At 43.6% G+C, this 12580-nt stretch carries 11 protein-coding genes and 1 tRNA gene; 9 read left to right on the top strand and 3 right to left on the bottom strand.

Annotated elements, in window-relative coordinates; genetic code table 11:
- Positions 1–173 precede the first annotated feature (173 nt).
- The 5 genes from B3O33_RS14865 (at position 174) to B3O33_RS14845 (ending at position 4329) form a co-directional block, all read left to right on the top strand.
- Complete coding sequence (locus B3O33_RS14865; protein WP_292362002.1) at positions 174–1019, top strand: OmpA family protein; 846 nt, start codon at positions 174–176, stop codon at positions 1017–1019.
- 361 nt (positions 1020–1380) lie between these two features.
- Positions 1381–1572: a CsbD family protein gene (locus B3O33_RS14860; RefSeq protein WP_292362003.1), complete on the top strand. Its 192-nt coding sequence runs from the start codon at positions 1381–1383 to the stop codon at positions 1570–1572.
- A 249-nt stretch (positions 1573–1821) separates the two neighbouring features.
- Complete coding sequence (locus B3O33_RS14855) at positions 1822–2385, top strand: BON domain-containing protein (RefSeq protein ID WP_292362004.1); 564 nt, start codon at positions 1822–1824, stop codon at positions 2383–2385.
- Between the two features lie 7 nt (positions 2386–2392).
- Complete coding sequence (locus tag B3O33_RS14850) at positions 2393–2854, top strand: hypothetical protein (RefSeq protein ID WP_292362005.1); 462 nt, start codon at positions 2393–2395, stop codon at positions 2852–2854.
- A gap of 125 nt (positions 2855–2979) precedes the next feature.
- Positions 2980–4329 (top strand): sigma-54 interaction domain-containing protein, encoded by a 1350-nt coding sequence (locus tag B3O33_RS14845; RefSeq protein ID WP_292362006.1) that lies wholly within the window; start codon positions 2980–2982, stop codon positions 4327–4329.
- A gap of 32 nt (positions 4330–4361) precedes the next feature.
- On the opposite strand, the gene B3O33_RS14840 is transcribed toward B3O33_RS14845, so the two are convergent.
- The 3 genes from B3O33_RS14840 to yihA all read right to left on the bottom strand — a co-directional run bounded on the left by B3O33_RS14840 (position 4362) and on the right by yihA (position 7891).
- A tRNA-Arg gene (locus B3O33_RS14840) sits at positions 4362–4438 on the bottom strand.
- 121 nt (positions 4439–4559) lie between these two features.
- The gene (locus B3O33_RS14835; RefSeq protein WP_292362007.1) at positions 4560–7067 is read right to left on the bottom strand and encodes a glycogen/starch/alpha-glucan phosphorylase; all 2508 of its coding nucleotides are present in this window, start codon (positions 7065–7067) and stop codon (positions 4560–4562) included.
- Positions 7068–7276: 209 nt separating this feature from the next.
- Positions 7277–7891 (bottom strand): ribosome biogenesis GTP-binding protein YihA/YsxC, encoded by a 615-nt coding sequence (gene yihA, locus B3O33_RS14830; protein WP_292362008.1) that lies wholly within the window; start codon positions 7889–7891, stop codon positions 7277–7279.
- 85 nt (positions 7892–7976) lie between these two features.
- Between yihA and B3O33_RS14825 the strand changes: the two genes are divergently transcribed.
- The 4 genes from B3O33_RS14825 to B3O33_RS14810 all read left to right on the top strand — a co-directional run bounded on the left by B3O33_RS14825 (position 7977) and on the right by B3O33_RS14810 (position 12523).
- Positions 7977–8585, top strand: a complete 609-nt coding sequence (locus tag B3O33_RS14825) for a c-type cytochrome (RefSeq protein ID WP_292362009.1) — start codon at positions 7977–7979, stop codon at positions 8583–8585.
- Between the two features lie 75 nt (positions 8586–8660).
- Positions 8661–10679, top strand: a complete 2019-nt coding sequence (locus B3O33_RS14820; RefSeq protein WP_292362010.1) for a cytochrome c biogenesis protein ResB — start codon at positions 8661–8663, stop codon at positions 10677–10679.
- A 30-nt stretch (positions 10680–10709) separates the two neighbouring features.
- On the top strand, positions 10710–11858 hold the full coding sequence (gene ccsB, locus B3O33_RS14815; protein ID WP_292362011.1) for a c-type cytochrome biogenesis protein CcsB: 1149 nt from the start codon (positions 10710–10712) through the stop codon (positions 11856–11858).
- A 23-nt stretch (positions 11859–11881) separates the two neighbouring features.
- The gene (locus B3O33_RS14810; protein ID WP_292362012.1) at positions 11882–12523 is read left to right on the top strand and encodes a thiol:disulfide interchange protein DsbA/DsbL; all 642 of its coding nucleotides are present in this window, start codon (positions 11882–11884) and stop codon (positions 12521–12523) included.
- Positions 12524–12580 lie beyond the last annotated feature (57 nt).

Below are 12580 nucleotides of genomic sequence, written 5' to 3'. Positions count from 1 at the left end.
TTAGGGAGTTACAAAAAAAGGCAAATATGTCTTTTTTTTAATATGTTACACTTCAAACGTAAATCGTATTATTATGATGTTTGAGTCTGACACATGGAGTAACGGCCGTGTCAGTCAGGATATCAGCAAACGATTACCTACTAATAAGCAATAAATCTAAAGGAACTTAAACTATGAATATTACAGTTAAATTAACGGCAGCATTGCTGACGATTGGTTTGCTGGCTGGTTGTGCAGGCCCAAATCAACGTGCTTACGACAATTACACCTTATGTTCGGCGCTTGGTGGTGCTGTTGGTGGCGCAGCCGTTGGTGCTGCAGCGAGTGGCGGTTCTGGTGCAGTGGGTGGCGCTGCGGTTGGTGCAATGCTGGCATTATTACTTTGCCCTACCGATGAAGCGCAAGCAGAAGAAGTAACAGAAAAAACCATGTGTGAACATGAGCCAGTCCCTGGTGCTTTACTTGATGCCAATGGCTGCGCAATGGATTCAGACAACGATGGTGTCGTTGATGGTATCGATATGTGTGCCAACACTCCAGCGGGTGTAACTGTTGATAACGTTGGTTGCCCGATTGATTCTGATAGAGATGGCGTAGCGGATTACAAAGATCTGTGCCCTAACACTCCTGAAGGTGTAATCGTTGATGAAGATGGCTGCCCAATTGCTGGTCAAACCATTTTATCTCTGACGGGTGTGAACTTTGAATTTGATAAAGCGACTCTGACACCAGAAGCGCAAACCATTCTGGATGACGCGGTCACTGCTTTACTCAACACTGATGAAGTGGTTGAAGTGCGTGTAGAAGGTCATACTGACAGTATCGGTTCAGAAGAGTACAACTTGAAACTGTCTCAACGTCGTTCGGAATCTGTAGTTGAATATCTGGTATCTAAAGGTGTTAACGGTAACAACCTGATTCCAGTTGGTATGGGTGAGACTTCACCTATAGCAAATAACTCGACTGATGCTGGTCGCGCCCTTAACCGTCGTGTTGACTTCATTGTTAACACACAATAACAACCCGTTTTAGTTGTTACGAAAAAGGCCCTTAACCGGGCCTTTTTTGTGTCTGTTGTTTTTGATTGAGTCCTGGTTTGTATCTGAAATATTTACATTTCACTATGTTATTTCTTCTGATTTTTAAGGTTTTATTTCCAATGTGATTCTGTATAAACCATAAGGATCAACTGCTTATCGGAATGGCATGAATTCTGTAACACGCTGTGCAGGTTATAACTCCTTGTTGAAAACGGTTTCATCCAGGAGTTTTTCCGAGTCTTGAGATACAGAATGTTTGTTTTCTGTGTTCAGAGAGACGGACGTCTGGATATGAATTTAATGCCAGACTTTCCATTAATTAAGCGAAGAGGAGATTGTCATGAATAAAGATATTACCGAAGGTAAGTGGATACAATTCAAAGGTAAATTCAGAGAAAGCTGGGGTAAATTAACGGACGATGAAATTGAACAAACTAAAGGGAATGCTCAGCAACTTGCAGGCTTATTACAGGAGCGGTATGGCCTGGCAAAAGATCAGGCAGAAAAAGAGGTCGAAGCCCTTAATAAATAGTCATTAGTCAATTAAGCCTGAATATTATTTTTTCGGGTATCGATCAAAAGGCGTCGTTAAGACGCATTTTTATTTTAAAACGGTGGTTAAACATGAATATTTTCCCGATAGGGTTTGTAAATTATTCATGACGCCCTCTTTTTTGTTGCTGAATATCTGTCTAACTCATTGATCTTTATATGTATAAAAGGCTGGCATGGTTATAGCAAAATTTCATAAGTGACAATTAAATCGATAAGGAGATAAATAATGAAATTTAAAATGAATGGTTTAGCAATTTTGACTGCAGCGACATTAATCAGTACCCCGGCATTTGCTAATGATTGGCAAGGTGAAGCGAATGATGCCTGGTTGGATGGGAAATTGGAAACATCATTATTGCTCAACACGGAATTAAATAATTTTAAAATTGATACCGACATTGACAATGGTGTTGCCGTATTAACCGGGGAGGTTAATAACGAAACCCAAAAAGATCTGGCAGGTGAAATTGCTCGGAATGTAGAAGGAATTACCGACGTTAAAAATAATTTAACGATTGATCCGGATTACCGCCATGACGAAGCCAAAGATAACGATAACAAATCATTTAGCCGTGCTTGGCATGATATGACGGTTACTGCCGGTCTTAAAATGGAGCTTGCAGCTCATGATAAGCTCGAAGCTACATCCATTAATGTTTCAACTGATAATGGGGTTGTCACATTGAAAGGCAATGTGAAGAATGAGACCGAAAGGGATTTGGCTATCGAAATGGCAAAAGGCTACGACAAAGTTGTCGAGGTCAAAGATGAACTGGTTGTAACAAACTGAATGTCAGATGTTAAATAACAGAGATCAACAACTTATACATGAGTTGAGAAGTATCTGTGTAGATGGAGACAGCTTCTACAATATGATCGCAAGGAAAGCGATCAGTAGTGAGGTAAGAATGCTGTTTCGTGAAATGGCCCTTGTAAGGGCAGACATTGTTAATGATATAAATAAACGTTTTTCAGGGCTGAAAAATATTCAGCCCTGTAATACCGAGTTAGCGTTAACAATGCGGGCGATTTATAAAATTACATATGGAATGTGTAACCCTGCAATTGATAAGGAATGTCTTGCTGACCTTGAAACAATAGAAAGGCGTTCATTAGAGATTTTGAAAATCTATGTAAGAAGAATGAACGACCGTCGGATGTCCTCGTACTTAGCTGGTCATTTGGCTAATATACAGTTGAGCCAGGATCGTTTGCAAAGACTAAAAAATGATCGGCGACAACATCGGCGGGTAAGTTAGCCCGAATTTCACTCATTGAATTTAAAGAGGCTGGAACAATTGTTTCAGCCACTTTATCTATGTTAAGAAACCTGTAAATTGACCATGTTAGACTCAAAATCAACATTTAATTGATAACGAGTCTTATGCCAAAATTATTATTAATCTCACCGGATGACGAGCTCTCGGCGAAACTGAGCAATCAGCTCTCTGCGTGTAACTTTAGCCTGATTCAGGTTGCAGATTTGACTGAGCAAAGTTATGAAGCTGACCTGGTAATCTTTGCCCCCCAGCAAGTAACTGGGAGTGAATATAAATTATTCAAGGCACATCCATTATTAAGCACCGCTGACTGGATTTTATTAAGTGACGGCCTTCCCAATAAATGGCTGGATCTTATGATGAGTCAGGGGGTAGCCTATCATTTTCGACAGATGAGCGACTTTACTCCGCTCATAGAAATCGCTAAAGAATTTGCTGAAGAATTTAAACAACTTAAACGAAACCGTCATACTGCCACACTCACTTCCACTCTCGATCAATATGGTTCATTACTGGGGTCATCAGCAGTAATGCATAAGCTGTATCGCTTGATACGTCGTGTCAGTCAAACGGATGCCAATGTTTTTTTGATAGGTGAAAGCGGTTGTGGAAAAGAGGTCGCAGCAAGAACTATTCACGAACAGAGTGAACGGGCCAACGAACCAATGGTTTCAGTTAATTGTGCTGCCCTTGCTGCTGATTTGGTTGAAAGTGAATTATTTGGCCATGAAAAAGGCGCGTTCACTGGCGCGGTAAACCAGCATATCGGTTTTTTTGAGCAGGGTGGTAATGGAACATTATTACTGGATGAAATCACCGAAATGCCCCTTGCATTGCAAAGCAAATTGCTCAGAGTGCTGGAAAGCGGAGAATTCAGACGAGTGGGCAGTGACGTTGTTCGGCAATCCAAAGTAAGAATCATCGCCGCAACGAACAGGGAGCCCGACGAAGCGATTGAAGCAGGTTTTCTGCGGGAAGATTTATATTTTCGTTTAGCGCATTTTCCGATCAAAATTCCGCCATTGCGTCACCGTGATAATGATGTGATTGAGCTGGCAAAACATTTTCTTGCCTATCGTAATGAAGCGACCCAATCAGGAAAAGTTTTTGCCGATGAGGTTTTGGATATATTTGCTCAATACAGCTGGCCGGGGAATGTCAGAGAACTTAAACATTGTGTTGAGCGGGCTCATATTCTTGCGGAAGAACTTATTACTGTCGCTGATTTACCAAACTTTTCGAGTATCCAGTCTATAAAAGACAATGGTATTGGGCCAGGGACATCGATTAAAGATGCAGAAAAAAGTTTGATACTTTCAACGCTTGATGCTTGTAAGCAGAACAAAACTCAAGCAGCAAAACAACTTGGGATCACGGTTAAAACTTTATATAACAAACTGGATCAATATGGCCAGATGGAGCCGCCCCTCCAAACAGGTTCGGAGATTACTTAACCTGCCCTCGTAACAAGTCGATGTCGGAAAAGTGGTGCGCCTGACAGGAATTGAACCTGTGACCCTCGGTTTCGGAAACCGATACTCTATCCAACTGAGCTACAGGCGCTTTGACTTATTGCTGACAGCGCGAATTATACGGACTTTAATAGCCTTAAACCACCGAAAAAGCAGAAAGCCCCGGCCAGTAAGTATTTGCGTTTACGGGCAGAGGCTTTTTATAGCTGGAATCAGCTATCCGGATGGGGAGCGATTTTTTCCAGTTTCCAGATATCCTGATTATATTCTTCCATAGTACGATCAGTGGAAAACTTCCCGCTTCGGGCTGCATTGGTAATGCTCATTGCCGTCCACCGTTCTTTATCCTGATAGGCCTGACCCGCTTGGTGCTGGGCATCGATATAACTACGAAAATCCGCTATTGTCATCCACGGGTCATTTGGACTGGTAAAGGCACGAATGATGTTGTCAAAACAGCCAGGCTCAAACTGATTAAAGTGTCCACCGGTTAATAAATCCACTACACGTTTCAAATCAGCGTCATTGTCGATAATAGCCTGCGGATTATAGTGACCACGTTTTTCGGCAACTTCAACTTCAGAAAGACCGAATAAGAAAAAGTTGTCATCGCCCACTTCTTCGCGAATTTCGATATTAGCGCCATCCAGAGTGCCAATGGTAATCGCACCATTCATCATAAACTTCATATTGCCGGTACCTGATGCTTCTTTACCGGCAGTTGAAATTTGTTCAGATAAATCAGCTGCCGGACAGATGACTTCCATAACTGAGACTTGATAGTTCGGAAAAAACACCACTTTCAGCAAGTCACCAATATCAGGATCATTGTTTACGACATCGGCAACATTGTTAATAAGTTTGATGATCTGTTTAGCCATCACATAGCCCGGAGCTGCTTTTCCACCAAATAAAACACAGCGTTTGGGCAAACCTTCCGTTTGTCCTCGTTTGATCTGATCATACAAATGAATCACATGTAATACATTAAGCAGCTGGCGCTTGTATTCATGGATGCGTTTCACCTGAATATCAAACATGGCTTCTGGGTTAAAAGTGACACCGCAGTCTTTCTCGACCAAAGCGGCCAGGCGTTTTTTATTTTCATATTTGGCTTTATGCCAGGCGTCCTGAAAATCATTGTCATGGGCAAGTGGGGCAAGATTTTCCAGTTCGCTCAGACGGGTAATCCATTTGTCACCTATGGTATCTGTTATCAATTGGCTTAGCACAGGGTTACACCAGGCCATCCAGCGCCGCTGAGTCACACCATTGGTTTTGTTGTTGAATTTTTCTGGCCACAATTGATAAAAGTCTTCAAACAGACCTTTTTTCAGTAACTCCGAGTGGAGGGCAGCAACACCGTTTACTGAAAAACTACCGATAATGGCTAAATGGGCCATACGAACCTGTTGCTGGGAACCTTCCTCAATAATTGACATCCGCGCCAACCGCTCTTTATCGCCAGGCCAATGATTGGCAACTTCACGTAAGAAACGGGCGTTAATCTCGTAAATTATTTCCAGAATCCGTGGCAATAATCGTCCGAAAAGATTTGCAGGCCAGCGCTCCAAAGCTTCAGGCAGTAATGTATGGTTGGTATAGGCCATAGTGTTTGTGGTGATTTTCCAGGCTTTATCCCAGCCTAATTGATGCTCATCCATTAGCAGCCGCATTAATTCAGCAACGGCAACGGTGGGATGCGTATCGTTAAGTTGAAACACATTTTTATCCGCAAAGTTTTCAAAATCTTCACCGTGGGTAGTGACCCAGTAATCCAGAATATCCTGCAGGCTGGCTGAAGCCAGAAAATATTGTTGACGAAGTCGTAATTCCTTACCGTTTTCACTGGCATCATTTGGATACAGTACCATGCTGATATTTTCTGCTTCATTTTTAGCAGCTACAGCTTCTGTGTAGGAGCCGGCATTAAAATCTTCCAGATTAAATTCATCTGTGGCCGCGGCTTTCCATAAACGCAAGCGGTTCACCGTACCATTCTGATAACCGGGAACTGGTAAGTCATAGGGAACGGCCAGAACATCATTGGTATCAACCCACTGAATTTCCATTTGTCCGTTGGCATTGCGGCGTAATTCAGTATGTCCACCAAACTTGATCCGCTGAGTGTACTCCGGCCGTTCAAGCTCCCATGGGTTACCATCCCTTAACCAATGATCCGGCATTTCCTGTTGATGACCATTTTGTATTTTTTGCTGAAACATGCCGTATTCATAACGCAGACCATAACCTGTCACAGGTAGCTGCAGAGTAGCGCAGCTATCAATAAAACAGGCGGCCAGTCGCCCAAGACCGCCATTACCCAACCCGGCATCATGCTCAAACTCAGCGAGTTCTTCATATTCGAGCCCCAGGTTGATCAGGGCTTTTTTCAGTGGTTCTTCAATACCCAGATTTAATGCAGCATTGCCAGTTGCTCTGCCCATCAAAAATTCCATAGATAGGTAATAAGCTTGTTTACAGCGAGTATCCGCATAGGTGTGCTTGGTGTTTTTCATTCTTTCAAAAAGCCGATCACGCAGGGTGTGGGCCATGGCAGAATACAGGTAATGCCCTGAAGCACAGCCTTTGTCCTGACCGAGATATATTCCGAAATAGCGTTTAAAATCTTCGGTTAAAGCGAGCGTGTTCATCCCCAGTTTTGACGTCTGATAAAGCTCAGGCAAAGGGGTTGTTATCGCGGTATATCTTGGCGTCATAGCGGCAATCCTTGAATGGGAATCGTTATGGAAAAAAACAGATGTGGGTACGGGCTTTGGCTACGATGCCATGAAGCGCCAGCTTCAACATTGAACTTAATTATTCTATGGTAGCATTGCACCCATTGAAGTAAACGTTAGCAGAGAGTGGCGACATCTGCCATCACCTGCAGCATAAATTTTGTAATAAATTGATTCAGCAGAAAATTCTAATCTTGTGCTGGGGTTGAAAGCTCAAACCATTCATCAAGAACCTGTATCGCTTCATCACGACCCTGATGATTCAAAGATGAAAATAATTGTACTGAGGCATTTAATCCGGCTTCCTTCAATTCCTTTCGAACTTGCTGTAAAGCGTTGCCACCGGCTCCACGGCCCAACTTGTCAGACTTGGTTAACAGGATATGAATCGGCAGTTCAGCCTGTTTGGCCCAGCCTAGCATTTGTAAATCAAAGTTTTTTAGCGGGTGACGTATATCCATCATCAGCATTAATCCGCGTAATGATTGCCGCGTTTCAAGATATTTACTTAGTGTTGCCTGCCATTTCAGCTTCATTTTTTCCGGGACTTTGGCATAACCGTAACCGGGAAGATCAACCAGCGCTCTTTCATCATCAAGATGAAAAAAATTGATCATTTGCGTTCTTCCTGGTGTCTTACTGATGCGTGCCAGTGCTTTTATTCCCGTGATAGTGTTGATTGCACTGGATTTTCCGGCATTAGAGCGGCCTGCAAAAGCCACTTCAAAACCTGAATCGGATGGTAGTTGGGACAATTGTGTCGCGCTGACAGTATAATGCGCGCTGCGGTATAGCTCTGACATTTCAGTCTTTCCAGGTGCAAAAAAGTGCCAATAAGAGTAGCATACCGGAAGTTTTGTATCCGAAAGTTAGTAGCCAGGAACGACAATGAAAAAATTTATTTTTGCAGTGGTGTTGGGTTTTGGAGTAACAGCTTCACCGCTAGTCTTAGCTGCAGGTGACATTTCCGCCGGCAAAGCAAAATCAGCGGTTTGTGCAGCCTGTCATGGTGTTGATGGGAACAGTCCTTCTGATATGTATCCCAAACTGGCCGGACAGCATGCCAGTTACATCTATAAACAGTTAGTCGAATTCAAAAGCGGCAAGCGTGAAAATGCGATTATGGCACCAATGGTTGCCGGGTTATCTGAAGAAGATATGGCAGATTTAGCGGCTTATTATGCCAGCAAAGAGTCTACTCCTGGCGCCGTAAGTGAAGATTTGCTGGACCTCGGTAAGCAGATTTATCGCGGTGGCAACAGTGAATCGGGAGTGCCAGCCTGCATGGCCTGTCATGGCCCAAATGGCAGTGGTATGCCTGCAGCGAAATGGCCGAAACTATCTGCTCAATATCGTGCCTATACAGAAGCGCAATTACACGCTTTTGCAAATGGTGAGCGGCATAACGATCCTAATGGCATGATGCGTGATATTGCCTCTAAGATGACAGAGGAAGAGATCAAAGCGGTTTCCGCTTATGTATCCGGTCTGCACTAAATGCTGATAATGCTCCGGTGAAAATGATTCAACATTTCACCGGAGTCATAAATCGGCTCATGTTTGAGCTATATCATGTCTGAGTCCACTAAAAAAGGTCCATCAAGCCTGAGTTTTACACGCCGGTTATTTCTGTTTATCGGTTCGATGGAGCTTGCTATCACCTTATTACTGACGTTAGCAGTCGCCTCTGTTATCGGTACAGTACTGCAGCAAAATCAACCCTATGCTGATTACGTCATAAAATTCGGACCATTCTGGTTTGATGTGTTTGAGCAACTTGGGCTTTATGATGTATACAGCGCTATGTGGTTTATAACAATCCTTGCGTTATTGGTTATTTCTACATCAGTCTGCGTTATCCGCCATTTCCCTGCCATGACCAAAGAAATGTGGCAATTGCGCACCAATGTGCAGAAAAAATCATTAAAAGCCATGCACCACAGTGCTCAGTGGCAATCAAACGACAATCTGCAAACCGTTGCCAATAGCCTGCAAAAGGAATTCAAAAATCTCGGCTTTCGCAGCCGGCAAACCGTCAAGCAAGACGATGCGATCTTAATTTCGGCGATGCGGGGTGGGATGAATCGCCTTGGTTATTTATTCACCCATATTGCCATTGTGGTGATTTGTGTTGGCGGCCTGTTTGACAGCAACATGCCGCTCAAACTTGCAGAATGGCGTGGCGATATCAAAATTGAGACACGTGATCTTTCGATTCGTGATATTCCTGCGGAGAGTCGGCTGGGAGAGGGAAATCAGGGATTCAGAGGATCTGTCAGTATTCCGGAAGGTAAGGCCTCAGAAGTGGTTTTTTTGCCGGTCCGTGACGGGTATTTACTGCAAGCTTTGCCGTTTCGTATTGAAGTTAAAGATTTCCGAATTGAACATTATCCCAACGGTCAGCCGAAATCATTTGAATCTGATTTAGTTATTCACGATGATGAGCTGGATGCGCCGATGGAGGCAACAATCGCGGTAAATCATCCGTTGATCTATCGTGGGCATGCGATTTATCAGGCCAGTTTCAGTGATGGCGGTTCTTTATTGAGTCTGGATGCCTGGCCATTAGACAGTCGAGCCGGAACCGAACCTGTGTCTATCCAGACCAAAGTATTTGAAAATCGACAAATGCTCTGGGGTGAAGAAAGCATGCAGTTGGAAATGATTGATTTCCGTCCCTTTAATATCAATCCTGATCCTACTGAAGAAGATATGCGCAACGTACGTGATTTTGGCCCAAACTTCACATTCAAATTGCGTACTGAGACCGGCGAAGCCAGAGAATATGAAAACTACATGTTTCCGGTGGAGCGTGATGGCCGTGAATATTTTTTAAGTGGTGTACGCAATACCCCGGCTGAATCTTTTGCTTATCTCTATTTACCTGTTGATGAAGATGGCAGCCTGACACGTTTTCTTGAATATTCGGCCTTGCTGCGTGATGAGGCGCTGGTTTCCGGTATTGCAAACTCAATGATGAAAGAAGCACTTGCCATGCTACCGGAGCGTGATGAAGCACTGGAAGGCAGTTTGCAACAGACTCTGGAAACACTGATCAAAATGTTTGTCCGTGGCGGCTTTGATGAAGTAAGAGACTTTATTGATAACAATCTTCCCGATGCAGAGCGTGACAATTTAGCACCAGCCTATTTAGGCATGTTACGGGAAATGCTGGCACGTATTTATTTCAGCATGGACGGCATTGATCCACAAACGGTGACTAACGACCAGTTACTCTTTTTACAGGATACGGTTGATTCGATCGGCACACTGTCACGTTATGGCTCACCGGTATTTTTACAATTGACTGATTTTGAACATATACAATCTACCGGACTGCAAATTGCGAAGGCACCGGGTAAAAATGTGGTGTATTTCGGTTGTGCCCTATTGGTTATCGGTGTGTTTTTACTATTTTATCTTCCGCAACGACGCCTGTGGGCATGGATTGAGCAAGGGCCTGAGAAGACTGACATCATTCTGGCAGGATCAAGTAATCGCAATGCACGTGAATTTGATACATTTTTCAATGAGCAACAAACCGCATTACCAGCTAAAACGGGGAACTCCCGGCAATTGCCGGGTTCTTAGTGAAAGCGTTATAGAGAGTATGAGAAACCAATGACAACAAATACTGAAATAATGACCAAACCAGCCGCACATACATGGTGGTGGTATAGCCTTTTGTTGCTGGCAACCATTGGTATTTTGACGATTTATCATGAAGTACTGGATGTTTACGAAGTCTCTATTCTGATTTTTACTGCAGTCAGTATGGCATTGGTGGGAAATCAGTGGCCCGGGTTTCGCGGACACTCCATTGCTGTAGCAGTCTTAAGCTTAATGGCTTTGCAGTTGTACGGATCTGAGCTTGGCGCTGCTGAAACCAATGGTCTGCTTAAATATATGTTGGCCAGTCAGTCGGCGATTATGTGGATGAGTGTGTTTTTTATTGCTGCAACCTTTACCTATTTTGGTGGCTTGATTTTTCGTTCTGCTTATACTGAAAAAGTGGGGAGCGCTTTCACCTGGATTGCAACTACATTTGGTATGACAGGACTGATGGTGCGCTGGCGTGAAACCCATATGATGGGTGCTGATATCGGTTATATCCCGGTTAGCAATCTCTATGAAGTATTCATTCTGTTTGCCGTCGTTACAGCACTGCTTTACCTGTTTTATGAACGTCGCTATCAGGTGCGCAGCTTAGGTGGCTTTGTTTTATTGGTGATTTCCGCTGCCGTTATCTTCCAGCTCTGGTATGCATTTGAACGTAATGCGCATGAAATTCAGCCATTGGTTCCTGCACTGCAGAGCTATTGGATGAAAATTCATGTGCCGGCAAACTTTATCGGTTACGGTGCGTTTGCTATGGCAGCCATGATCGGTATCGCCTATTTACTGGTCAGTTGGCGTGCTGCAAAGAATCCTGACAGCGGTGTGGTAAAAGCCATGCCGCCACTGATGATGATGGACGATTTAATGTACAAAAGCATCGCCCTTGGCTTTGCCTTTTTTACAGTGGCAACCATTCTTGGTGCCTTGTGGGCTGCTGAAGCCTGGGGTGGCTACTGGTCCTGGGATCCAAAAGAGACCTGGGCATTGATTGTCTGGCTGAATTATGCTGCCTGGTTGCATATGCGTATGACAAAAGGCTGGAATGGTGTACCGATGGCCTGGTGGGCAATTGTTGGACTGTTCGTGACCTTATTTGCCTTTCTGGGTGTCAATATGTTTTTGTCCGGACTTCACTCATACGGCAGTTTGTAAATATAAAATTTAAGGATATTGAAATGACGAGATCTATTCGTGCTTTGTTACTGACTACGGCGGCATTGTTAATGCCATTTACTGTGTCAGCGGATTCAGCAAGCTACAAAGAGGGCGATCACTACAAGCCAACCACTGAGCGTATGGCGAAAAATACTTCAAATGAACAGATTGAAGTTATCGAGTTGTTCTCGTACTCCTGCCCACATTGCTTTACTTTGGATTCACAAATTATGCAGTGGAAAGAAACCCTGCCTGAAAATGTGAAATTTACTCAGGTACCGGCTATTTTCCGTGATAGCTGGTTACAGCTGGCAAGAGTGTTTTATGCTGCACAAGTTACCGGTGATTCCGAAAAACTGCATAAAGCATTATTTAATGCCATTCATATTGATAAGCGTCGTCTCGATACCGAAGATCGTTTGCTCGACTTTGTCGAAGAGCAGGGCATTGATCGTGAGAAGTTCGTTGAAACGATGAATTCGTTTACAGTCAAAACCAACGTAAAAAAAGCATTAATTATCAGCCAGACATCTGGCGTTCAGGGCGTTCCAGTTCTTATCGTCGATGGACGTTATTTTACTGACGCACCCCTGGCAGGAGGGATGACTGAAATGCTTAATGTGGCGGAGCATTTGATTGAAAAAGTTGAAGCTGAAAAATAATGCTAACTTAACCATTGTCCGAGGCCGGTTAACGAAGTTAACCGGCCTTTTTTTTAC

It is taken from the genome of Methylophaga sp. UBA1464 (assembly GCF_002325665.1).
Classification (GTDB): domain Bacteria; phylum Pseudomonadota; class Gammaproteobacteria; order Nitrosococcales; family Methylophagaceae; genus Methylophaga.
Note: the sequence above shows the minus strand (reverse complement) of the source record. Positions and strands in the feature narration are given on the sequence as shown.

What these genes read in the sequence shown, in the direction of transcription:
- B3O33_RS14865 (WP_292362002.1), top strand. Translation starts at nt 174, where the DNA reads ATGAATATTACAGTTAAATTAACGGCAGCATTGCTGACGATTGGTTTG.
- B3O33_RS14860 (WP_292362003.1), top strand. Translation starts at nt 1,381, where the DNA reads ATGAATAAAGATATTACCGAAGGTAAGTGGATACAATTCAAAGGTAAA.
- B3O33_RS14855 (WP_292362004.1), top strand. Translation starts at nt 1,822, where the DNA reads ATGAAATTTAAAATGAATGGTTTAGCAATTTTGACTGCAGCGACATTA.
- B3O33_RS14850 (WP_292362005.1), top strand. Translation starts at nt 2,393, where the DNA reads ATGTTAAATAACAGAGATCAACAACTTATACATGAGTTGAGAAGTATC.
- B3O33_RS14845 (WP_292362006.1), top strand. Translation starts at nt 2,980, where the DNA reads ATGCCAAAATTATTATTAATCTCACCGGATGACGAGCTCTCGGCGAAA.
- B3O33_RS14835 (WP_292362007.1), bottom strand. Translation starts at nt 7,067, where the DNA reads ATGACGCCAAGATATACCGCGATAACAACCCCTTTGCCTGAGCTTTAT.
- yihA (WP_292362008.1), bottom strand. Translation starts at nt 7,891, where the DNA reads ATGTCAGAGCTATACCGCAGCGCGCATTATACTGTCAGCGCGACACAA.
- B3O33_RS14825 (WP_292362009.1), top strand. Translation starts at nt 7,977, where the DNA reads ATGAAAAAATTTATTTTTGCAGTGGTGTTGGGTTTTGGAGTAACAGCT.
- B3O33_RS14820 (WP_292362010.1), top strand. Translation starts at nt 8,661, where the DNA reads ATGTCTGAGTCCACTAAAAAAGGTCCATCAAGCCTGAGTTTTACACGC.
- ccsB (WP_292362011.1), top strand. Translation starts at nt 10,710, where the DNA reads ATGACAACAAATACTGAAATAATGACCAAACCAGCCGCACATACATGG.
- B3O33_RS14810 (WP_292362012.1), top strand. Translation starts at nt 11,882, where the DNA reads ATGACGAGATCTATTCGTGCTTTGTTACTGACTACGGCGGCATTGTTA.